The 23,154-nt window shown below is 52.6% G+C and carries 17 protein-coding genes and 1 tRNA gene; 5 read left to right on the forward strand and 13 right to left on the reverse strand.

The window, feature by feature from the left end; genetic code table 11:
• Positions 1–30: 30 nt before the first annotated feature.
• Together GDA54_02545 and GDA54_02550 are read left to right on the forward strand one after the other, a co-directional pair.
• Positions 31–1,371, forward strand: a complete 1,341-nt coding sequence (locus GDA54_02545; protein MBC6497186.1) for a glutamate--cysteine ligase — start codon at positions 31–33, stop codon at positions 1,369–1,371.
• Positions 1,372–1,387: 16 nt separating this feature from the next.
• Positions 1,388–1,702 carry a chorismate mutase gene (locus GDA54_02550; protein MBC6497187.1) on the forward strand — a complete coding sequence of 105 codons (315 nt, stop codon included), beginning with the start codon at positions 1,388–1,390 and terminating at the stop codon, positions 1,700–1,702.
• A 643-nt stretch (positions 1,703–2,345) separates the two neighbouring features.
• Here the strand turns inward: GDA54_02550 and GDA54_02555 are convergent.
• The 10 genes from GDA54_02555 to hflK all read right to left on the reverse strand — a co-directional run bounded on the left by GDA54_02555 (position 2,346) and on the right by hflK (position 13,807).
• On the reverse strand, positions 2,346–2,843 hold the full coding sequence (locus tag GDA54_02555) for a hypothetical protein (protein ID MBC6497188.1): 498 nt from the start codon (positions 2,841–2,843) through the stop codon (positions 2,346–2,348).
• A gap of 91 nt (positions 2,844–2,934) precedes the next feature.
• A complete protein-coding gene (locus GDA54_02560; GenBank protein MBC6497189.1) occupies positions 2,935–3,969 on the reverse strand; it encodes a rod shape-determining protein in 1,035 nt (344 codons plus the stop codon).
• A 32-nt stretch (positions 3,970–4,001) separates the two neighbouring features.
• Positions 4,002–5,603 carry a 2-isopropylmalate synthase gene (locus GDA54_02565; protein MBC6497190.1) on the reverse strand — a complete coding sequence of 534 codons (1,602 nt, stop codon included), beginning with the start codon at positions 5,601–5,603 and terminating at the stop codon, positions 4,002–4,004.
• 142 nt (positions 5,604–5,745) lie between these two features.
• The gene (gene ilvC / locus GDA54_02570) at positions 5,746–6,765 is read right to left on the reverse strand and encodes a ketol-acid reductoisomerase (protein MBC6497191.1); all 1,020 of its coding nucleotides are present in this window, start codon (positions 6,763–6,765) and stop codon (positions 5,746–5,748) included.
• An 18-nt stretch (positions 6,766–6,783) separates the two neighbouring features.
• Complete coding sequence (ilvN, locus tag GDA54_02575; protein MBC6497192.1) at positions 6,784–7,362, reverse strand: acetolactate synthase small subunit; 579 nt, start codon at positions 7,360–7,362, stop codon at positions 6,784–6,786.
• A gap of 32 nt (positions 7,363–7,394) precedes the next feature.
• A complete protein-coding gene (locus GDA54_02580) occupies positions 7,395–9,197 on the reverse strand; it encodes an acetolactate synthase 3 large subunit (GenBank protein ID MBC6497193.1) in 1,803 nt (600 codons plus the stop codon).
• Positions 9,198–9,278: 81 nt separating this feature from the next.
• Positions 9,279–10,334: a tRNA (adenosine(37)-N6)-dimethylallyltransferase MiaA gene (gene miaA / locus GDA54_02585; GenBank protein ID MBC6497194.1), complete on the reverse strand. Its 1,056-nt coding sequence runs from the start codon at positions 10,332–10,334 to the stop codon at positions 9,279–9,281.
• 17 nt (positions 10,335–10,351) lie between these two features.
• On the reverse strand, positions 10,352–11,857 hold the full coding sequence (locus tag GDA54_02590) for a DegQ family serine endoprotease (GenBank protein MBC6497195.1): 1,506 nt from the start codon (positions 11,855–11,857) through the stop codon (positions 10,352–10,354).
• Between the two features lie 5 nt (positions 11,858–11,862).
• Entirely contained in the window at positions 11,863–12,738 is an 876-nt protein-coding gene (hflC, locus tag GDA54_02595; GenBank protein MBC6497196.1) for a protease modulator HflC, read from the reverse strand.
• Position 12,739: 1 nt separating this feature from the next.
• Positions 12,740–13,807, reverse strand: coding sequence for an FtsH protease activity modulator HflK (gene hflK / locus GDA54_02600; GenBank protein ID MBC6497197.1), 1,068 nt, complete (start codon positions 13,805–13,807; stop codon positions 12,740–12,742).
• A gap of 245 nt (positions 13,808–14,052) precedes the next feature.
• Here hflK and GDA54_02605 point away from each other — a divergent pair, with 245 nt between their 5' ends.
• The 3 genes from GDA54_02605 to GDA54_02615 all read left to right on the forward strand — a co-directional run bounded on the left by GDA54_02605 (position 14,053) and on the right by GDA54_02615 (position 16,307).
• Positions 14,053–15,156, forward strand: coding sequence for an Mrp/NBP35 family ATP-binding protein (locus tag GDA54_02605; protein ID MBC6497198.1), 1,104 nt, complete (start codon positions 14,053–14,055; stop codon positions 15,154–15,156).
• A 204-nt stretch (positions 15,157–15,360) separates the two neighbouring features.
• A complete protein-coding gene (locus GDA54_02610) occupies positions 15,361–15,708 on the forward strand; it encodes a ferredoxin family protein (GenBank protein MBC6497199.1) in 348 nt (115 codons plus the stop codon).
• Positions 15,709–15,761: 53 nt separating this feature from the next.
• Positions 15,762–16,307 carry a CarD family transcriptional regulator gene (locus GDA54_02615; protein ID MBC6497200.1) on the forward strand — a complete coding sequence of 182 codons (546 nt, stop codon included), beginning with the start codon at positions 15,762–15,764 and terminating at the stop codon, positions 16,305–16,307.
• 54 nt (positions 16,308–16,361) lie between these two features.
• On the opposite strand, the gene GDA54_02620 is transcribed toward GDA54_02615, so the two are convergent.
• The 3 genes from GDA54_02620 to gltB all read right to left on the reverse strand — a co-directional run bounded on the left by GDA54_02620 (position 16,362) and on the right by gltB (position 22,883).
• Positions 16,362–16,434 (reverse strand) — tRNA-Thr (locus tag GDA54_02620).
• 152 nt (positions 16,435–16,586) lie between these two features.
• The gene (locus tag GDA54_02625) at positions 16,587–18,014 is read right to left on the reverse strand and encodes a glutamate synthase subunit beta (protein MBC6497201.1); all 1,428 of its coding nucleotides are present in this window, start codon (positions 18,012–18,014) and stop codon (positions 16,587–16,589) included.
• 45 nt (positions 18,015–18,059) lie between these two features.
• Positions 18,060–22,883, reverse strand: coding sequence for a glutamate synthase large subunit (gene gltB / locus GDA54_02630; GenBank protein MBC6497202.1), 4,824 nt, complete (start codon positions 22,881–22,883; stop codon positions 18,060–18,062).
• Positions 22,884–23,154 lie beyond the last annotated feature (271 nt).

The following is a 23,154-nucleotide window of genomic DNA, read 5'->3' on the forward strand; positions in this document are numbered from 1 at the left end:
AGCCCACAGCAACAGACAGGGGATGTCGACATCATAAGGGATGTGAAGGCTATCGACTCCTATTTACGTTCGGGGTGTAAACCGAGGGACGCATGGCGTATTGGCACTGAACATGAGAAATTTCCCTTTCATAAAGGGACTCTCAAACCCGTTGCCTACCGTGGGAAAGGGGCGAGCATCGAGAATTTTCTCCATGCCTATCTCAAACAGGAGGGAGGTGAGCCTATATATGAGGATGGCAATATCATCGCCATCCATAGGCCTGATTTTGGGAGCATTTCCCTTGAGCCCGGAGGACAGATAGAATTTTCTGCCCATCCCGTGGCGACACTTCACCATGCATGTCGCGACATTCACCGCCATATCCGTGCCGCATGCGAGGTCGCATCGACATTGGATATAGGGCTCTTAGGGCTGGGGTTTCTTCCGTTATGGCAACGGGACGATGTGCCATGGATGCCAAAAAGACGCTATGACATCATGCGTCAGCATATGGTCTCTCAGGGGCGCTTAGGCATCGACATGATGAAGCGCACATGCACTGTGCAGGTGAATCTGGATTTTGCCAGTGAGGGCATGATGAAGGAGTGCATGCGGATAGGGCTTGCGTTACAACCTCTTGTTGTTGCTCTCTTTGCCAATTCGCCTTTCAGTGAGGGGCGTTTGAACGGGTTTCTCAGCTATCGTAGCCATGTATGGACGGATACCGACCATGAGCGTTGTGGCATTCTTCCCTTTGTCTATGATGACGATTTTGGGTTTTCACGCTATCGCGACTATCTGTTGGATGTGCCGATGTATTTTGTGCGTAGGGGTGGCACATATCACGATGTGCGTGGCCGTTCCTTCCGTGATTTTATTGCTGGGCGCTTGGCGGGTTTCGAAGGGACTTATCCCACATTAGAGGATGTGAAAGACCATATGAGCACCATCTTTACAGAAGTGCGCCTCAAGACATTCATCGAGATGCGCGGCGCCGATGGGGGCACGCTCGAGCGTCTCTGTGCCTTATCAGCCTTTTGGGTAGGGTTGCTCTATGACGACTCGGTGCGTCAGCAATGTTTAGAGCATATTCATGATTGGAGCATGGAACGTCATAGGATGTTACGTCACAACATTCCCAAAGATGGGTTGCGTGTGCCGTTGGGACAAGGCAGTATGGCCGTCTTTGCCCGTGAGATTCTGGCATTGGCGGTGAGGGGTTTGAAGAAAAGAGGAAAAGTGAATAGTCATGGACAGGATGAGAGCATTTTTCTAGAGCCTTTACAAGAATATGCACAACGAGGTGTGTCACCAGCCGATGATGTGATAGGCTTGTGGCAAGAGCACAAGCGAGAGATGAGAAAAGTCTATGAGCATTTTGCCTATTAGGGTGTAACAGAAGGCGATGACAGACATCAAACGTTGCCGTCATTTAGGAGAGGTGCGTCAGCATATCGACAGATTGGACAAGGCGTTACTTGCCTTATTGGCGGAGCGCACACACTATGTCCGCCAAGCCGTCACCTTCAAGGACAGGTCGCAGATCGTCGATGAGGAGCGTATCGCCTCTATTATTGCGCGCATGCGCATGGATGCGAAGGCGCAAGGCGTGGACGAGGATATGGTTGAGGGACTATGGCGCAAGATGATAGATGATTTTATTGCCCTAGAGTATAAACTCTTCGATGGCAAGAAGGATTCCCAAGAGGACAGAATGTGAGCGCACTAGGACTCGAACCTAGGACCCGCTGATTACGTACCACGACGGCTTATCGCCGCATCTTTTCTTCGAGGCATCGAAGGCAAGATTTTGTGGTCTGGACTATCCCATCACCCTAGCATGACGTTGAGGTCTATTGCCGTAGGTGGGTGCCGTCTAGTCTCTACACCTTCCGTCCCACACATCCCCTATATCACGAACGACATATCGCTCACAACATATCCTCATGACATATCCTAACGACATATCCTAGCGACATGGGGGGGTTGTGTGGGGTGGCTTGGCTCGGGATTGCCAAAGAAAAGGCATTCTGTTTCTGTCAGGCCTTTTCTGTCAGGGTTCCCCGACTTTGACACCTTGTCATCCTTGCGTTTCCGCGAAGGCGCTCCCCTTATGACCGAAGAGTCAGCTGCTCTACCAACTGAGCTATGCGCCCCTTATGTTCCTTAATCTTGTGTATCCAATCCAGTCAATAGATGTCTCTCACCACCTCCTTTCTCACGACAGGATGTTCGAAGACCCCTGAGGGGTCTGTGCCGTAAGCATGATACCAAAGGCGAAGAAAAAGGAAAGCATTATTGAATCTCTGTAGGAAAAAAAGTCACGGGTTGCTGTCATTGTGGCGGGACGGCATGGGGTATGCCTATGATGTGCGATGGGCATGGCTCATGTTGTGTAAAAAGCGGTCTATATGCCAGAGCATCGAGAAAACCCATGGGAAGACGATGCTCTGGACGATAAAGGAAAAGATGACGTGCATAACGACCATGCCTTGTGCGTGATAGAGGGCGAGCATGCCCCAGAAGAGACTATGGACACAAGCGCATGTGATGACGAAGGCGAGCCAGCGAGTCACGACATGCTCCACAGAGACGATTTTTGTGCCATAGGCGATGATGAGACGCGTACATAAGAAGGGGACAAGGAAAAATCCGAGAGGCAAAAGGATGACGACTCCCATCAAGAGAACACATGGAATGATAAACCATAGGGAGAGCGCGCGAGGGCGATAGAAACACCAGCATGCAAAGACGGTGACGGGAAAGAAAGGCAGAAGCCCTTGGGATAAAGGAGGATACAAGGCGAGGAAAAAACTCAGCACAATGGTGAGGTAAGGAAAAAGGCGATACAGAAAAGACATAAGCGCACAGGAGGGCAGAGGGGCGAGGAGGGGGCGCGATGGCGGGAGGATACGCCTTATGGGGTGGCCATCATGGGCATGGCTATCATGGCTAGAGCGACTGTACGAAGACTCCTTTAAGTTTTTCGATATTATCTAAACATTTTCCCGTTCCTCTGACGACACAATAGAGAGGGTCTTCGGCAATGGCGGTAGGGATACCGATTTCTTCTTGTATATAGACGTCGATGTTACGGAGCAAGGCGCCGCCGCCTGAGACGACGATGCCTTGGTCGGCAATATCGGCGGCGAGTTCGGGAGCAATATGTTCAAGGGCGGAGCGTATGGCTTCGATGATGGACGAGAGGGGGTCTTTGAGGGCATCCGCCACATCTTTCTGTGAGAGCACGACTTCTCTTGGGACGCCACGGACAATATCGCGTCCTTTGATGGGCATATCGGGGATTGTGCTCTCGAAGGGCGGGCATGCGCAGCCTAAGTCTTTTTTGATACGTTCGGCAGTATTCTCACCAATGAGGATTTTATGGGTTTTGCGGACGAATCGTATGATGGCATCATCGAATCTGTCGCCGCCGGTGCGTGAGGATGATGCATAGACGATCCCTCCTAAGGATAAGATTCCCAATTCGCATGTGCCGCCTCCGATATCGACAATCATAGAGCCTTGTGCTTCATTGACGGGCAATCCCGCGCCGAGAGCGGCAGCGATTGGCTCTTCGATGAGATAGACTCGCCTTGCGCCAGCGACAGCCACGGACTCTTGGATAGCCCGCCGCTCCACCGCTGTGGCTTGAGAAGGCACACAGACGACAATACGCGGATTGCCTAGTGTGAATCGGTTTTTCAAGGCACGGCGCACGAAATTCTTAATCATCGCCTCAGCGATTTCGAAGTCGGCAATGACGCCATCACGCAACGGACGTACGGCTTGGATATTTTTTGGCGTGCGTCCAAGCATTTTTTTCGCGTCATTGCCCACAGCCAAAATCTGGATTTTATCCTTGTGCTTGATGATGGCGACGACGGACGGCTCGTTGAGGACAATGCCTTGCCCACGGACATAGATGAGGGTATTGGCAGTGCCTAAATCAATACCGATGTCGGTTGTGAGATATTTGGAGAGCATAGGGACAGGGTCGTCAGCACAAGAGTCGAAGACTAGATGCCACCGAAAGCCTCTTGACGTGATGCCTTGTTCCCGTGCGTCCCATCCAGTGATGTGGCGTGGCGATGGGCTCTTTGTAATTTGTTGAGGGCTTGGATATAGGCGCGCGCTGAGGCATGGAGCGTATCGGTATCGATTCCTTGTCCCACGACGTCTTGTCCCACGACGCCTTGTTCATGGGCGGTGAGGCGGACGGTGACGTCGGCTTGGGCGTCTATGCCTTGGGTGATGGCTTTTACCTGATAGAGGGAGAGCGTTGCGTCATGCGGGATGGCCTTATCGATGGCGGAAAAGAGGCTATCGATGACGCCATTGGCGGTGGCGGTGGCCGATATTGTCTCGTCTTGGTGGCGTATGGTGATAGAGGTTGTGCATTGGGAGTCGCTATCATAGCGCACATTGAGGGACAGGAGGTCGCTCTGTGTGCTTTGGCGCGCCGTTTCGTCATCCATTAAGGCGATAATATCTTCTTCGAAGATGTCTTTTTTATGGTCAGCGAGCTCTTTGAATCGTCCAAACGCTTTATTGAGGCTTTTTTCGTCCACCGTCCCATAGCCCAGCTCCTCGATTTTTTTGGCGAAGGCGTGGCGTCCAGAATGTTTGCCTAAGACGATAACGGATTGACTCAAGCCAACCGACTCTGGCGTCATGATTTCATAAGTGCCACTATGTTTCAGCATACCATCTTGGTGGATTCCCGCTTCGTGAGAGAAGGCGTTTCGTCCCACAATGGCTTTATTGGGTTGCACGGGAAAATTGGTGATGGCAGAGACGAGATGGGAGGCGCGTGTCAATTTTGTCGCATCGATGGATGTGCTAAAGGGGAGGAGGTCGTGGCGTGTTTTGAGCGCCATGACAATTTCCTCTAAGGCGGCGTTGCCTGCTCTTTCGCCAATGCCATTGATGGTGCATTCCACTTGCCTGACACCCGCCTCAATGGCGCTGAGGGAGTTAGCAACGGCGCAACCAAGGTCGTTATGGCAATGGCATGACAGCGTGACCTTATGGATGGACGGCACGCGTTCTCTGACCATGGCCATGAGGGACGCAAATTCTTTTGGCATGGCGTAGCCAACGGTGTCGGGGATATTGATTGTCGTTGCGCCTGCTTTGATAGCGGTTTCTACGGCGTGGCACAAGACGTCATGGTCGGTGCGTGAGCCATCCTCTGGCGACCACTCTACATCGTCAGTCCATCGCCGTGCGTAAGACACGCTGGATGATATGGCGTCTAAGACTTCCTCCTTCGTCATGCGGAGCTTGTGCTTCATGTGGAGGGCGCTGGTGGAGATAAACGTGTGTATTCGTTTGCGTGTGGCTGGCTTTAAGGCGTCTTGAGCGGCATCAATATCTTTGATGTGCGCTCGTGCGAGGGCGCAAATGACGCTTCCCTTGACGTCGTGGGCGATGCGCTGGACGGCTTGGAAGTCGCCTTTAGAGGCGACAGGAAAGCCTGCCTCGATGACATCCACCCCCATCTCACAGAGAAGATGGGCGATTTTACATTTTTCCTCGAGAGTCATGGAGGCCCCCGGTGATTGTTCGCCGTCGCGCAATGTCGTATCGAAAATGGTGATATGGGAGGAGGATGACATGAGGATGACCGATAGGAATGACTGACAGGGATGCCCCTCTATGACGCAAACCCATGACGGGAGCACATCACCCCATAGATAATATAAGGAAAAATGCGGGATTGTCCAAGTGAGAGACGTGCTTCATGGCCTTCGCGTGAGCTTAATTTTTTTCTTTATCCACCAATGTGTCCTCACTGATCCATGGCATCATGGCGCGTAGTTTTTTTCCTGTTTCCTCGATGGAATGTTCTGCTTCGAGGCGTCTTCGCGCCTTAAAGGAGGGTTGTCCTGCCTGATTTTCATTGACCCACTCTTTGACGAATGCGCCTGTTTGTATGTCATGGAGGATAGCGCGCATGCGTTTTTTTGTGCTGTCGTTGATAAGGCGTGGTCCGCTGGTATAGTCGCCATATTCGGCCGTGTTCGAGATAGAATAGCGCATATTGGCGATACCACCTTCATAGATAAGGTCGACGATGAGTTTCACCTCGTGGACACATTCGAAGTACGCCATTTCTGGCGCATATCCCGCATCGATAAGGGTGTCATACCCAGCTTTGATGAGGGATGTGAGGCCGCCACAGAGGACAGCTTGTTCGCCAAAGAGGTCTGTTTCACACTCTTCACGGAATGTTGTCTCGATGATACCCGCCCGCCCGCCACCGATAGCTGCGGCATAAGAGAGAGCCAACTCACTGCTGTTCTTTGAAGGATCTTGAGCGACAGCCAAGAGGCAAGGGACGCCACCCCCCGCCACATATTGTGCTCGAACGGTGTGCCCTGGTCCTTTTGGGGCAACCATGAACACATTGACATCGGGACGTGGCTCTATGAGTCTGAAGTGAATACTGAGTCCATGGGCAAAGGCGATGCTTGTCCCTTCGGTGATATGGGGTGCGATGGCGTGACGGTAGAGGTCGGCTTGTCGCTCGTCTGGAATAAGAATCATCAAGACATCGCCCCATGCTGCCGCCTCTTCTGGCGTGCATGTCGTAAAGCCCGCCTTTTTTGCTTTGGCGATAGAGAGAGAGTGAGGAAGAAGAGCGATCTTGATCTGCTGGACGCCACTCTCGCGTAGATTGTGGGCATGGGCATGGGCTTGGCTTCCATAGCCAAAAATGGCAACGTTTTTGCTTTTGATAAGCCCGATATCGGCATCTTGGTCATAATAAATACGCATGGTCGTTTATTCCTTTACTTATGAAGAGAAAGCACGCACGTCGTCGGTCGTGTGTGCGGTGAGTTGTCTTGTGACATAGTCTTCGCTATGATTGTCTAGGGCAAAAATCCCAGACCGACAAATATCAAGGCGCGCCACAAGACGCAAGTCTTTGATGAAGCACTCTACCTTATCAGGGGTGCTGACGAAGAGATACACACACAAGGCATGAGTCTGTGCGATGAGGTCAGCAGAATAGGTGCGAGCAATTGTGAGCACATCATCCATCGTGTCTTTTTGCGCGAATACTTTGACGAGAACGGCATCTCTGGCGATGGTGGCGTCGCTAAGGTGTGGCGTTGGCGTCATATGGAAGACTTTATGGACGGGCACGAGGCGTTCCAACTGGTTCGTGATTTGGTTGATAACGCGCTCACTGCCGATGGTGCTGATGGTGATACGGGAGAGGTGTCGTTTGGCATCGACTTCGCTCACGGTGAGGCTCTCGATATTATAGCCTCGCCCCGAAAAGAGGCCGATGACGCGCGCCAGCACGCCCGCCTCATTATCCACAAGAACAGACAGCACAGCCATTTTTGAAGAAGACGCCTCAGCCATCACTCATGTGTCTCTTGACGACGACAGCCCGTTCATACTTGCACCATGCCTTCAGCGCTTGTTTGGGTAGGCGTATCGCCTTCTTTGAGGAGAATGTTGTTATGGGCAGCGCCCGCTGGAATCATGGGGAAGCAGTTTTCTTGTGGGTCCACACGAATATCAGCAATGACGAGATTATCCGTAGAGAGCATGGTATGAATGACATCATCCACATCGTCAGGTTTTGATGCCCGCAAGCCACATGCGCCAAAGGCTTGTGCCAATTGGACGAAGTCTGGCAAGGATGCCGTATAAGATTGCGAGAGCCGATTCCCATAGAGGAGCTCTTGCCATTGGCGCACCATCCCCATGTATTGATTATTGAGGATAAAGATTTTCACAGGGAGTTTGTATTGCATCGCTGTGGAGAGTTCTTGGATATTCATGAGAATCGATGCTTCGCCAGCAATATCGATGACGCATGCTTTGGGATGGGCGAGTTGCACACCGATGGCAGACGGGAAGCCATAGCCCATCGTGCCAAGCCCTCCCGATGTCATCCAATGGTGAGGCTTACGGAATGTCATAAATTGAGCAGCCCACATTTGATGCTGTCCCACCTCTGTCGTGATATAGACATCGTCCCTGTCTGACAAGAGGTGATTGAGACGTTCGAGAGCATATTGCGGTTTAATGTGCGTTGCGCTTTTTTCGTAATGAAGACATTTTTTTGCGCGCCACCCCTCGATACGCCGCCACCATGGGGCAAGGGATGGCGTTGTCTTTTGTCTTTTCCGTTGTTGTCTCCATGCGCGCAGCATCGCCTCGATGGCATGGCCAGCATCGGCAATAATGGGAATGTCCACAAGGATATTTTTGTTGATCGAGGAAGGATCAATATCGATGTGAATTTTCTGAGAGTCAGGCGAGAAATCGGCAATACATCCCGTAATGCGGTCGTCGAAACGCGCGCCAATAGCAATCATGACATCACATCCATGCATGGCGAGATTCGCTTCATATGTTCCATGCATGCCGAGCATGCCAAGGCTTTGCGGCGCGTCTGTAGGATATGCTCCCAACGCCATGAGGGTTTGCGTGATGGGAAATCCCGTCTCTTGCACCAATTGGCATAGCATGGTTGATGCATGGGCGCCAGCATTGATGACGCCTCCGCCAACATAAAAGATAGGGCGCTGTGCTTGTGCCATCAAGGACACCGCCTCGTCGATACGAGAGAGAGAAGGCTGTGTCTTTGGCGCATAGCGGTGTTTTTTCTTGGAAGAAGGAGGCGTATAGAGGGTGGTCGCGATCTGCACATCTTTGGGAATATCAATGATGACGGGGCCAGGGCGGCCAGACGTGGCGACATGGAAGGCTTCGCGTATGGTCGATGCCAGAAGACGCACATCTTTGACGAGATAGTTATGCTTCGTGCAAGGGCGCGTGATTCCGACGGTGTCCGCTTCTTGGAAGGCATCGCTTCCTATGAGGTGGGTGGCAACCTGTCCGCTCAGACAGATGATAGGAATGGAGTCCATGAAGGCATCCGTCAAGCCTGTGATGGTGTTCGTCACCCCCGGACCAGATGTTACGAGGAGCATGCCGACCTTTCCTGTGGAACGCGCATACCCTTCTGCCGCATGGGCTGCTGCCTGTTCATGGCGGACAAGGATATGCCGTAGAGGCATGTCGTCCTTCTGAAAGAGCGTGTCATAGAGAGGCAACACAGCCCCGCCGGGATAGCCAAAAATGACCTCGACACCCTGTTCGCACAGGACACGCCATACAATATCAGCGCCTGAAAGGGTGGCATCTTTTGTGAGAGTCGTGAGGGAAGGCACAGAACGAGACATGAGAGACAAGGGCCTCAGCAAGGGTTGTTATCGACATGATATAGTATAGGTAACATGTCCCATAGACACAAGAGGAAAGCCTTACAATTGGATGGGATGTTGGGGTGAGAGACGCCTGTGGAGGATGGCGCGACACCATGTGGCGCTATGGATTGTGAGAATTCTGAGGGGGATGTGGCGGATGATGATGGACGGGCGTAATCCTTGCGTTTTCTGCCACGTATATTGTCTTTTTGCGTACTGGCGGGTGTCCCGTTGGATGATGGCGCGGGCTTGGTCTATGGAGAGTCGTTTGTTCAGGACATCCATCAGGGGGCGAACGCCTAAGGCTTTCATGGCGGGACATTGAGGGTCAAGATGTTGTGCTTGGAGTCTTCGAACATCGTTCAATGCGCCCCTCGATAGCATATGTCGGACGCGCCTATCGCAACGTGCGTACAGGACAGAACGTGGCGGGTGGAGCTGAACGACATGCCAGTTGTGCCTGTGGCGTCCATATGGTTTCTCTGTGCCGTCATGTTTTTTCTGCCATGTTGAGAGTGGCGTATGGGTGGCAAGGAAGACTTCCCATGCGCGGGCGAGGCGTTGGCGGTCATGGGGATGAATGCGCGCTGCCGACAGAGGGTCAATACGGGCGAGAGCGCTGTGCCAAGCTTGTCTGTCCTCCTTCCTATCCTTATGGGTCGTCTGTGCCATAAGACGCACCGCACATCGTATGGCGTTGGGGATGGGCGGTATCCTATCCAAGCCTTGAAACAGGGCTTTGAGGTATAGGCCACTGCCACCCACGAGGATAGGCATGTATCCACATTGATGGGCGTGTTTTATGGTCTGTATGGCACAAAGACGCCATGCTTGGGCTGAGAATGTCTGTCGCGCCTCCACAAAACCATAGAGCCTATGGGGGACTTTCAGCCCCATGACTCTTGTGGGGGCATCGCTGATAATAGGAATATCTCGATAGACTTGCATGGCATCGGCATTGATAACCATGCCATTGACATGTTGGGCGAGAGCGAACGCCACATGCGACTTGCCGCTGGCTGTGGGCCCTGTGATGACGAGCCCATGGAGGCGGTGCGATAGGATATGTTTCTTGTGGTGGTCGCTGAGAGGGTGTGAAGGATGGTGTCTCAAGGAGTGTCCACCATAGGTCAGTTGATTTTTAAGGTGATAAATTGCTCGCTATTTCCATAGCGTATGAGAAAGAGGAGAATGGCTTTGTTCTGTCTTTTAATGCTCTCCACATAGTTGGCGATGTCGCTGGGTCCACTGACGGGGTCTTGTCCGACACCGACAATGACGTTGCCGATGGTGAGTCCAGACTTCGCGGCGATGCTGTCGCGCTTGACATTAACGATGACGGCGCCTCGCACGCCCGTATCGATGTCGTAGCGGCGACGAAGCTCTTGGTCGATGGGGGCGACTTCGATACCAATATCATCGAGGATGATACTATCATCGGAGTCGTTTGTCTTGGCCCTTGCTCTTGCGCCCTGATTTTTTCTTTCATAGAATTCGAGATTGCCGACCGTGACGGAGCGGTTGATAATATCGCGATCGCGCCATAGGACGATGGTTGAGTCGTCATCAATTTCTGCTTCGGCAATAACCCGTTGGAGTTGGCGTGGATTTTCGACTTTTTTGCCGTCGAATTCGAGGATGACATCGCCTGTTTTCAAGCCCGCCTTATCTGCTGGCTGTCCTTCATTGACTTTGATAATGAGAGCGCCTGTCGCTTCATCCATCCCCAGACTTTCGGCAATGTCGTCCGTCACGGTTTGAATGCTGACGCCCAGCCATCCTCGTCTTGTATGCCCTAACTCTTTGAGTTGCTTGATAACGGTCGATGCGAGCGATGACGGCACAGCAAAGCCAATCCCCACATTACCGCCACCAGGTGAGAAAATAGCAGTATTGACGCCAATGACGTCCCCATCGAGGTTAAAGAGAGGACCGCCTGAATTCCCGCTATTGATAGGGGCATCGGTTTGTAAGAAATCGTCATAGGGTCCAGATTGTATGTCTCGTGCCCTTGCCGAGATGATGCCAGCAGTGACGGTGCCACCCAAGCCAAAGGGATTGCCGATGGCGAGCACCCAATCACCCACCCGTGTTTCATCGGAATTGCCAAAGGTCACAGCAGGCCATTCTCTGTCGCCGTCAATTTTCAAGAGGGCAAGGTCTGTCTTGTCGTCTCTCCCCACGACTTCCGCTTCATATTCGCTGTTATCATGCATGATGATGGTGATTTCTGTGGCGTTGGCAATGACATGGTGATTGGTGACGATATAGCCCTCGGCATCGATGATAAAGCCAGAGCCAAGAGAGTGGGTCTTGCGTTTTTCAGGGCGTGAGCCACCAAAATTTCGTCCAAATTCATTAAAGAAATCCTCGAAAGGCGAGCCCGGAGGCAGGCGAAACATGAAGGGAGGAAAATGTCCTGAAGGCGCATCGATTTCTTGGGTTGTGGAGATATTGACGACAGAGGGAAGAAGGCGCGCCGAGAGGTCAGAAAAGCCTTCATCGAATTGGGGACGGGCGATACCCGAAGAGGAAAAACACGTCACCATGCCGACAATCATCATCACCATTATGGTGGCGGCGTGGGTTTTCATAGGCGAGGGGGTGGGCAAGAAGGGGGTGGGTCTAGACATCATGCGTGTTATCTCGTCGCGGGACGTTGCTGTGTGTTAAAGTGTTTAAAGAAGTCGCTGGAAGGCGAAAGCACCATCGTTGTCGAGTTTTTGGGAAAAGACTTCGCGTATGCCTGCATGCTTCGGTAAAAGCTGAAGAAGTTTCTATCGCGCCCATAGGCATCGGAATAGATGGTGATAGCGGTGGCGTCTCCCTCACCGCGTATGATTTCCGAGTCGCGTTGCGCTTCTGCCAGAATGACGGTGCGGTCTCGTTCGGCTTTAGAGCGAATACGTTGTGCCAATTCTGCCCCCTCCGCCCTAAATTCCTTTGCTTCTCGTTCGCGCTCACTTTTCATGCGCTCGAAGATGGCTTGGCTATTGGCGGCGGGAAGGTCGGCGCGGCGAATACGCACATCCACGATCTCTATCCCAAAGGATTCCGCCTCTTTATTGACGCGCCCCTTAATCATGGACATGGCTTCCACACGTTCTGATGACAGGAGCTTCTCCATATTCAAGCCACCGACAACGTTACGTAGGGATGACGACACGGTAGAGCTCAAACGCTGACGCACAGCGCCCTCACTCCGCACCGTTTTACGGAATTCCAGCGCATCAATGATGCGATAGCGGACATAGGTATCGAGGACGAGGCGTTTCTTGTCTTTCGCGATGACTTCTTCATTGGGATGGTCATAGTCGAGGACTCGTTTTTCGTAATAGACGACATTTTGGATAAAGGGGAGTTTCCTGTGTAAGCCCGCCTCCTGTGTGACTTTGATAGGCTCACCAAACTGGAGGGTGATCGCCTGCTGTCCTTCCGAGACGACAAAGAAAATGTTTGCCGTCACGAAGACCGACAGCACTGACAGGATAATAAAGGCAAGGAGTGTGCGCGACATCTTAATTCCTATCTCTTTTTCGTTCTTTGTCTAGTTCTGTGAGGGGAAGGTAGGGGATGACGGAAGCGCCATTCTCATTATCGATAATGAATTTATCCACCTGAGACAAGACATTCTCGAGGGTTTCGATATAGATACGTTCGGTCGTGACACTTTTGTCCTCTTGGTAGGATTTGAGGACGGAAAGGAAACGAGCGCTATCACCATTGGCGCGCGCCACGACTTCTTCGCGATACGCCTCTGCCTCTTGTATGATTTTTTCTGCCTGTCCGCGCGCCCTAGGGATAATATCATTGCGATACGCCTCTGCCTCGTTACGCATACGTTCTTGGTCTGCCTTTGCCCGCTGGACGTCGCGATATGCTTCGATGACTTGCTCTGGCGGGTCAACCTTCTTGAGTTGGACTTTTGTCACCTCGACGCCGCTCCCATATTCTGTGAGGAGAGAGCGCGTGAGGGCAAGGGTTTCCTGCTCGATGACGCCTCGCCCCTCAGTCAGCGTATATTCAATATCATTTTGTCCGATAATGTCACGCATAGCGCTTTCAGCGACAGCCTTCACCGTTTGTTCAGGGTTGCGTATGTTAAAGAGATATTTCCCAGCGTCAGAGATACGCCAGAAGACGGTGAAGTTAATGTCGACAATGTTTTCATCCCCCGTCAACATGAGGCTTTCTTCGGGGATTTGTCGGCTAGAGCGTCTATCCCTCTCTGTCTCGCCTCGATAGCCTATTTCCACGCGGTTGATTTGCGTCACCTTAGGCCGATAGACCTCTTCGAAAGGATAGGGGATATGAACATGCAAGCCCGGCGGAGTCGTCCTCACCCATTTCCCAAAACGTAGGACGACACCCTGTTCATCGGTGTCCACGTGATAGAGTCCGCTCGCTAACCACAAGAACAGGGCTGCAAGAATAATCCAGCCGATGGGCAACTTATTCTCTGGAGACGAGAACCAGCGATGGATATTCTCGAAGGGAGTCTCCTTCTTCGATGTCGAATTGTGACGTGTGCGATGGCCGCCGCCACTATGCTGTTGGGGACTTTCTCCCCACGGGTCAGTATTCATACGTCATGTGTGTTCATAGGTTGGTGTTGTCCCCATCATGCCCGCCATCCATGTGCGTTACCCATATATGCAAACAGCGTGCCATCGTCCTTTTTGTTTCCTCTTTGACGCTATAGCGCTCTATTGCCTTCCTCCACCACGTCTTTCCCTCCCCCTTGTGATGTGTGCTCTTGAGCCCTATACAGGGATAACATATTGTATGTGCACGAAGAAGGCAAGCCTTGTCAACGTCTCGAGGGAGAAAAATGGTCACACCACAGGAGAAACAGGATATTGCCACCGCCATAGGCTCTGTATGTCAGTCCTGTGGCGGTGTGCCTTTTTTCGAAGAGATGGTCCAGCATGTCCAGAAGGGGGACGATGGACGTACCCATGTCATCATCAACATCGGACATCGCGACCATCGGACGTATGATTCTGTGGTGAAAGCCCTCATGGCGCAAAATATCATGGTTGTGCTGACAGCAGAGAAAACACCATCGCAGGCGCATACCCATGAGCGTACCCATGAGCGCCATGAGCGTATGAGGGAGGGGCGTATGCGGGAGCAGTCTTCTTTCACAAAAATCTTGATGCCTGATGTGCGTTATCGTCTTGCTATCACATGTGCAAAGGGGGGCGTTGGCAAATCGACGACAGCAGTCCATACGGCGCTGGCCTTGGCGAGGCAGAATAAGCGCGTGGCATTATTAGATGCCGATATTTATGGTCCTTCTGTGCCGATGATGATGGGCTTGCAAGGACAGCTCAGCAAGGATGCCAATGGGAAGATCGTGCCTCTTTATCGTCACGGCATTGCCTGTATGTCCATTGGGCTGATGCTTGCGAACAAGCAAGAGGCGTTGATATGGCGAGGGCCTATGGTGATGCGCGCATTACAACAGATGTTGCGTGATGTAGCGTGGGGGTCTCTCGATGTGATGGTCATCGACATGCCCCCTGGGACGGGGGATGTGCAACTGACTCTTGCTCAACGTTTTGATGTGACGGGCGCTGTCATCGTGTCCACGCCTCAGGATGTTGCTCTCTATGATGCCATGAAGGGGTATCACATGCTGACGCGGGTCGGTATTCCGGTGTTTGGCTTCATCAACAACATGTGTTCATTTATTTGTCCCCATTGTCATAAGGAATCCCTCCTTTTTGGCGAGAATGTCATGCGGGAAAAGGCAGCGGCCCTGGGCTTGGATGTTCTTGCCGAGATTCCATTTCGCATGGCGTTGCGTGAGGCGAGCGACTCTGGCACACCCCTTATTATCTCTGACCCTGATGGTGTGGAAGCGCAAATATACGGGCGTTTGGCGAAGGCGCTCTTGATGCGTCTGGCGGCAGAGTCGTCGCCCTCCTAAAGCTGGTGTGCACTTGTAGGGGGGATGGCGTGGCGAGGCGCGCCCTGACATTGTGTGGCGTTATGTGGCGTTTGCTTTGTCCTTTGTGATTCGTGAGCTTGCTTTTTCAAAAAAGAACGTTATAGTAACATATGTGGGATACAGGGTCTGATAGGGCATCGTGTGATGTGTGATAATGTGTGATTGTGAGGCATAGACGGAAGAATGACATATGTGGTGACGGAGAATTGTGTGCGGTGCAAATATATGGATTGTGTCGAGGTGTGTCCTGTGGATTGTTTTTATGAAGGCGAGAACATGCTTGTGATCCATCCAGACGAGTGTATCGATTGTGGCGTCTGTGAGCCTGAATGTCCCGTTGAGGCGATCATTCCAGACAATGACTCGAGGATAGGGGATTGGGTTGAGATGAATCGTGAATATGCTGAGAAATGGCCGAACATTACGCGTATGGGGACGCCGCCAGCGGATGCTGATGCGTGGCGTGACGTGAAGGACAAATTCAAGAACGAATTTAGTCCTCGTGGGGCTCAGAGGGATGGGGGTGCATAGGGAGGCTGACGCGATGAAAAAGGGGGGGGACAACCATGGAGAAGGACGTGACGATGAAAAAGCAAGAGGCAGTGTTGGGCAGCGAAGGGAGCAAGAAGAAAAACTCTGTGCGGGGCGGGTATCGAGTTGGCGATGTTGTTGTGTATCCCGCTCATGGTGTCGGGAGCATTACCGATGTTGAGGATGCGGTGTTTGATGGCGTCTCCATGCAGTTTTATGTCATTGACTTCAGTTGCGAGCATATGACGTTGCGGGTGCCGGTCAAGGGGGCGAAGACGTTGGGTTTGCGGCGCTTGAGTTCTAAAGACAGGATACAAAAGGCGTTGTATATTTTGCGCGACCCGCCGCAATCCAAGCGCGCCATGTGGAGTCGTCGCGCTCAAGAATACGAGTCCAAAATTCAATCGGGTGACCCCATGTCCATTGCCGAAGTCTTGCGCGACCTGTCGAGGCGAGGCGAAGAGGGTGAGCCGTCCTACTCAGAGAAGCAGATCTACCAAACGGCGCTCAATCGTTTAGCGCGGGAATATGCCGCCGTCGAGAAGGTCGGGGAGGACCACGCCATGCAAGAGGTGGAGAAATTGATTAAGGCAGCATAGCCTGTGCTGTGAACGCCTTCTCAGGGGGTGTGGCGGTTTGCGCATGGTGCCGTGTGCCGTAGGAGGGATTTGAACCCCCGACCTATACATTACGAATGTACCGCTCTACCAGCTGAGCTACTACGGCATAAACAGCGCCAGTCTTCACACCTCCATGCTGTCACACCTTCATACCCTCATACTACCTCACATACCCTCATATACCATGATGGGCGTCATAAAGGCAAGTCGAGGGAAGCCTATGATACCTATGATAGATGACAGGAAGAGACAGGTGCTTTATGCCATGAGATGACGGGCAACGGCATCGGCGCATTGCCTTCCCTCCCTTATCGCCCAGACCACGAGAGATTGTCCGCGCCGTGCGTCGCCGCATGCGAAGAGATGGGGTTGGGACGAACGATAGTCTGTCGTATTTGCCTTGATATTACCACGTTCATCGAGAGAGACACGCGCCTCTGTCAATAAGCCCGTATGGGTTGGGTGGAGGAAACCCATGGCCAACAACACCATATCGGCTTTGAGAATGCGTTTTGACGCGCCCACAATGTTCATATGGCGTCTATGGTCAGAGTCTTTCTCCCACGTCACGTCACAGAGTTCTATGGCGACAACATGGTCTTTGCTGTCATCGAGGAGAAACCCTTGAGATGACACCGCCCAGAGTCTTGACGCGCCTTCCTCATGGGAGGTAGAGCTACGTAACTTGGTTGGCCAGTAGGGCCACTCCAGCGCCTTATTTTCATGACGGGGCGGTTTTTCTAAAATTTCCAATTGGGTGACGGAGAGCGCGCCTTGCCTGTTGGCTGTGCCGATACAATCTGAGCCTGTGTCGCCGCCGCCAATGACGATAACGTGTTTGCCTTGGGCATGGAGGGGGGCGCTGTGGATTGTCTCTCTCGCCACCCGCTTATTTTGTTGGGTGAGGAAGTCCATAGCGAAGTGAATCCCTTGGGCGTGACGGCCAGCGATGGGTAAATCACGCGGCACTTCCGCGCCCATGGCGAAAACGATGGCGTCATAGCGTTTTTCCATCTCTCGCCAAGGGATGTCGTCTCCCACATGGCATTGCGTTTTAAATTCCGTTCCTTCGGCGCGCATTTGTTCGATGCGTCGTTCGATATGTTTTTTATCGAGCTTAAAGTCGGGGATACCATAACGAAGCAAGCCCCCACAGAATGCTTGTTTTTCATAGATGGTGACGTGAAAGCCTTGACGCGTGAGTTGTTGCCCGCATGCCATGCCAGCGGGTCCCGAGCCGATGATCGCGACATGCTTATGGATTGTGACGTTTGGTGGTTGTGGCGCGATCCATTTCTGTTGCCATCCATAGTCGATAATGGCGCACTCAATATCCTTGATCGTCACAGGAGAGTCGATGAGGTTGAGGGTGCATGCGGCTTCACATGGGGCGGGGCAGATACGTCCTGTGAATTCGGGGAAGTTGTTTGTTTGGTGAAGGACATCCAACGCATCACGCCAATCATCTTGATAGATGAGGTCGTTGAATTCGGGGATGACATTATGGACGGGACAGCCCTCATGGCAGTAAGGCACACCGCAATCCATACAGCGTCCAGCTTGAGCGTTCAGCACATGCTGAGGGAGAGGGAGCATGAACTCGTCAAAAGAGGCCGTGCGTTCTTGCACCTCTTTTTTTTGACGGCTTTGGCGCTCAACATCGAGAAAGCCCGTGACGTTACCCATAACAACACTCTTGATTTAAGGGATTCAGAGAGCGTTGGCGAACGCTCATGCCGTCTTTTCCTCTACCAATGTTTGTGGTTGACAATCAAGGGATTTCTTTCCTGTTGCGTCTTTGGTGAGGGCATGGCGAAAATCACGGGGGATGATTTTGACAAAATGGCGCTTGTGTTTTTCCCAATCATCCAACAAGCTCTTGGCATAACGGCTCTTGCTGTAGTGGGCATGGAGTGTGATAAGCATGCGCAAACGCCACCAATCATCCTGTAGGGGGTGTTCCATGATAGACACCATGAGGCGGTCGATGCTTTGTGGGTCGGGTCTTTCTTCATTGATGGCGCGGCGCGCCTTCTCTTCTGTTTTTCCCTTTTGCCACTCCTGTGCGTAGGCGATATCGACCATATCGGTATTGCACCATTGGGCGCATGTGCCGTCAGCATCGTAGAGGTAGGCGATACCGCCGCTCATGCCAGCGGCGGCATTGCGTCCAAACGCCCCTAGAATGGCGACACATCCGCCCGTCATGTATTCGCATGCATGGTCGCCCACGCCTTCAACGACAGCGACAGCGCCTGAGTTACGCACGGCAAAACGTTCGCCTGCCATGCCAGCGACAAAGCAACTGCCACTGGTTGCGCCATAGAGCGCTGTATTGCCGATAATCATATTGTCATGGCTCTGTCGTTGTGAGTCCTTATGGGGATGGACAACGATATGTCCGCCACTCAAGCCTTTGCCGAGATAGTCATTGCCTTCTCCTTCGAGGGTGAGATGGATATTCTTACAGAGGAATGCGCCAAAACTCTGTCCCGCACAGCCTCGCGCATGAAGGGTGATGGGGGGATGGGGGTGTGGCGCGTCGCGTGTGCCTTGATGTCTCGAGACAAAGCCTGAGAGCATGGTCGCAAATGTGCGGTCTGTATTGCATATATCGGTGTCTATGTGGAGGGGTTTATTCTCTTTGAAGGCTTGACGCGCTTTAGCGACAAGGGTTTGGTCTTTGACGTCAGCGAGGGGATGGCGTTGCTCTTTGTGGTGGGCGCGCTTGTCATGGCGAGCGAGGGGAGGGACAAAGAGCAATGGCGACAGATCGATAGCGTCAGCATGGGGACGTATGGTGTCTGGGATGGCGTCTGATGTTTTACGTTGTAATATGTCGGCGCGCCCGATGAGCTCTTGGAGTGTCCTGTAGCCCAAGAGAGACATCCAATAGCGTAGTTCGTCGGCGACAAAGAAGAAATAGTTAATGACGTGGTCTGGCGTGCCGTGGAATCGCTCACGTAAGATGGGATTTTGTGTCGCAATGCCTACGGGACATGTATTGAGGTGGCATTTGCGCATCATAAGACAGCCACTGGCGATAAGGGGGGCGGTCGAGAAGCCAAATTCATCGGCGCCGAGCAGAGTAGCAACAAGGACATCCTCGCCGGTGCGTAGCCCGCCATCGACTTGTAGACAGACTCTATCCCTGAGCCGATTGAGAACGAGGGTCTGTTGAGTTTCACTGAGTCCTATCTCCCATGGCAATCCCGTATGTTTTATGGATGCCAGCGGCGATGCGCCTGTGCCTCCTTCTGTGCCGGCGATGGTGATATGGTCGGCGCGCGCTTTGGCGACTCCCGCGGCGACAACGCCCACACCGACTTCTGACGCCAATTTCACGCTAATGCGCGCCTGTGGGTTGATATTCTTCAAGTCAAAGATCAGCTGAGCAATATCCTCGATAGAGTAAATATCATGGTGAGGCGGCGGGGAAATAAGCCCAACACCGGGCGTAGAACAGCGTATACGCGCAATGACGGCGTCGACTTTTTCGCCCGGCAATTGTCCGCCTTCCCCGGGCTTTGCCCCTTGGCAGATTTTTATCTGTATGTCGTCGGCATTGACGAGATAGGTGCTATTGACGCCAAAGCGTCCCGATGCCACTTGTTTGATACGCGAGCGCATGGAGTCGCCATTCTCGAGGCGATGGTAACGTTGTTCATCTTCGCCTCCTTCGCCCGTGTTGGATTTCCCGTTGATACGGTTCATGGCGATGGCGAGGTTGGTGTGCGCTTCATAAGATATAGAGCCAAACGACATCGCCCCTGTGGCAAAACGTTGCACAATGTGCGAGGCTGACTCCACCTCACTGAGAGGAATGGCATGGTGCGCAAGGATTTTTGGCGAGAGGAGGCGTCTCAACGTCACCATTGCATGGTCATCGCGATAGACATGCTGAGTGAATTCCTTATAGCGCCTATGGAGTTTCCCGCGCACGGCATGTTGAAGAGATGCGATAGAGTCCGTATGCCATGCATGGCTTTCTCCATGGGTGCGCATGGCGTAGTCGCCGCCTACCTTCAAGGAGGATAAGAGCGAGGGTATGGGCGCTGATATGTCCTTTGTTGCCTTATTGTTCCACGCATGGTCGTGGTGATGGCGGATATTTTTTTCAATGGCGTCACCATCGACACCACTGATGGGGGCGGATGTAGCGGGAAAATAGCGGTCGATAAAGGTGCGCGATAGGCCAAGGGAGTCAAAAATTTGTCCGCCACAATAGGATTGATAGGTCGAGATACCCATTTTCGACATCGTCTTCAGGAGAGCGTTATGGCATGCCTTGAGATATTGTTCTTGTGCTCTTTGTTCTGTGATGCCATAGCGCGTCCCATGCTCTTGATACAGAGCATGAATGGTCTCTAAGGCGAGCCATGGGCATATGGCGTCCGCCCCATAGCCAGCAAGGCATGCCATATGGTGAGGCTCGCGCGCATCGCCACTATCGATGAGCAGGGACAGAGAGAGGCGCGTTCCTTTTTTGATGAGGTGATGATGAACGGCAGACAGGGCGAGCAAACTGGGGATAGGCACACGTTTTTTCGACAGAGCGCGGTCTGTGAGCACGAGAACGCACGTGTCATGGCGGGTGCTGAGACGATAGGCATGGTCGTTGAGGGCATCGATGGTATCGGCAAGAGTCGAGCGTTCTTTATCAAAGGTGATATCAATGGCATGATAGGGGATATTGTGGCGTTGGGCATGGTGGCAGAGCTGGGCGAGGGTATCGCTATCGATGCATGGGGCCTCTAAGGTGATATAGCGCGGGTGTGTTGTGTCTTTTGTCTTCTGTGTTTGGGGTTCGAAGAGGGGATATTTTGCGCCTATGAGCGTCTTGAGGGACATAACCCATGCTTCCCGTAAAGGGTCGATGGCGGGGTTGGTGACTTGTGCGAAACGTTGCTTAAAGAAATGATAGAGGGACTTGTGGTGGGTGGAGAGGACGGCAGGGGGCGTATCGACACCCATAGAGCCTAAGGGTTCTTTTCCTTGAGTCATCATCGGGACGATATAATACAGAATATCCTCTCGGGTATAGCCAAAGGTCTTGTGGGCATGGCGTATATCGTGCGCCTTAGGGCGTTTGCTGATAAAGGGCGGCGGGTGAATCGCTGGCGTGTTCTTTCCCTGTGTCTTTTGCGTTGTCTTGATGCCATGTGTCCCCGTGTCGCGTATGCCCGTGTCGCGTATGTCTGTGTCGCGTGCCTCTGTGCTGGGGGGAAATGGGATGGCGTGTTGCTGTTGTTTTTTCTGCCATGGGTGCGCATTGACCAATTGGGTTTTGATGGTGTCATCATCGATGATGCGTTTGGCGTGGAGGTCGATGAGGAGCATCTTGCCGGGATGGAGGCGTCCTTTTTTGAGGATGTCATGGTCATGGATATGCTGGAGGACTCCTGCTTCTGAGGCGAGGATACATTGTCTTTGGCGCGTGATGATATAGCGGGCTGGGCGCAATCCATTGCGGTCGAGGACGGCGCCGATAAGGCGTCCGTCAGTGAAGGCGATGGCGGCGGGGCCATCCCATGGTTCCATGATGGCGGCATGGTGGGCGTAAAAGGCGCGCTGTGCTGGCGCCATGAGCGTATCATTTTGCCATGCCTCTGGGATCAGGGTTGTTACGGCATGGGGAAGGCTATAGCCGCCATGGAGCATGAGCTCGAGCACTTCATCGACGCATGCGGAGTCTGAGAGCCCTTCTGTGATGACGGGACGCAAGGCTTTTTGCTGTTGGGGCGTGAACAGGCTTCCTTCGAGGCTCTGTTCGCGGGCGCACATCCAATTGATATTGCCGCGAAGTGTATTGATTTCGCCATTATGACAGAGGAGGCGAAAGGGCTGTGCCAGAGACCAAGAGGGAAATGTGTTCGTAGAAAAACGCTGATGGACGAGGGCGATGCTCGATGTGAAGTCACTCTCCATGAGGTCGGGAAAAAATGTCTTGAGGTGTGACGCCATGACAAGCGCCTTATAGACAATGGTTTGGCTCGATGCTGAGGCGCTATCGATGTCATTGTCTTCTGTTCTCTTCTCTTTGAGCGCATGGCGCAGTTGCTTACGGATGACATAGAGCGTCCTGTCGAAATCTTGGCTCTGCTTGAAACGCCCCTCAGGGCGGCCTATGAAGGCTTGGATAAAGCATGGGATGTCCTGACGCAGGGACTCGCCAACCACATGCGTTTTGGTGGGGACATGACGCCATGCGAGGAGAGGGAGTGTTTCGCGTTGTAGGAGCGCCTCGACATGGGCGCGCACCCCTTGTTGTTGAGCGTGGGCGCATGTGAGAGTCATCACGCCATAGGAATCGGGTATGAGCTCTTGCTTCAGGATACGAGAGAAGAACGCATGGGGCATGCGCGTGAGAATGCCGACACCATCGCTGGCAAGAGCATCAGCGCCCACAGCGCCCCGATGGGTGACGTTACACAGGATACGCAAGCCATCTTGGACGATGGCATGGGATGACGCATTGTCAATATGGGCAATAAAACCAATCCCGCACGAATCCTTCTCGTAGGATGGGTTATAAAGTCCTTGTTGGGATGGCATGGTCTGTGGTGATGTCTCTAAAAAACGCAAAAAACACGGGGCCCTCTTCCCATGACGGCCCGTGACGGCATGCCATTATAGGGAAAACCATAGCATGATGCAACATGGGCGGGTGGCACATCGCCACATAATCGTGTTCTATGAGAGGCGATGATGTGATATTATCATGTATCGAGACGGCTCAACGCATGGCATGATAGGGAGTCAATACATATATATGTAATATATGTAACATGTTACATACACGATGTCCCCACAGATGATGAAAAAA

The sequence above is a fragment of the Alphaproteobacteria bacterium GM7ARS4 genome, assembly GCA_014332745.1.
Taxonomy (GTDB): domain Bacteria; phylum Pseudomonadota; class Alphaproteobacteria; order GM7ARS4; family GM7ARS4; genus GM7ARS4.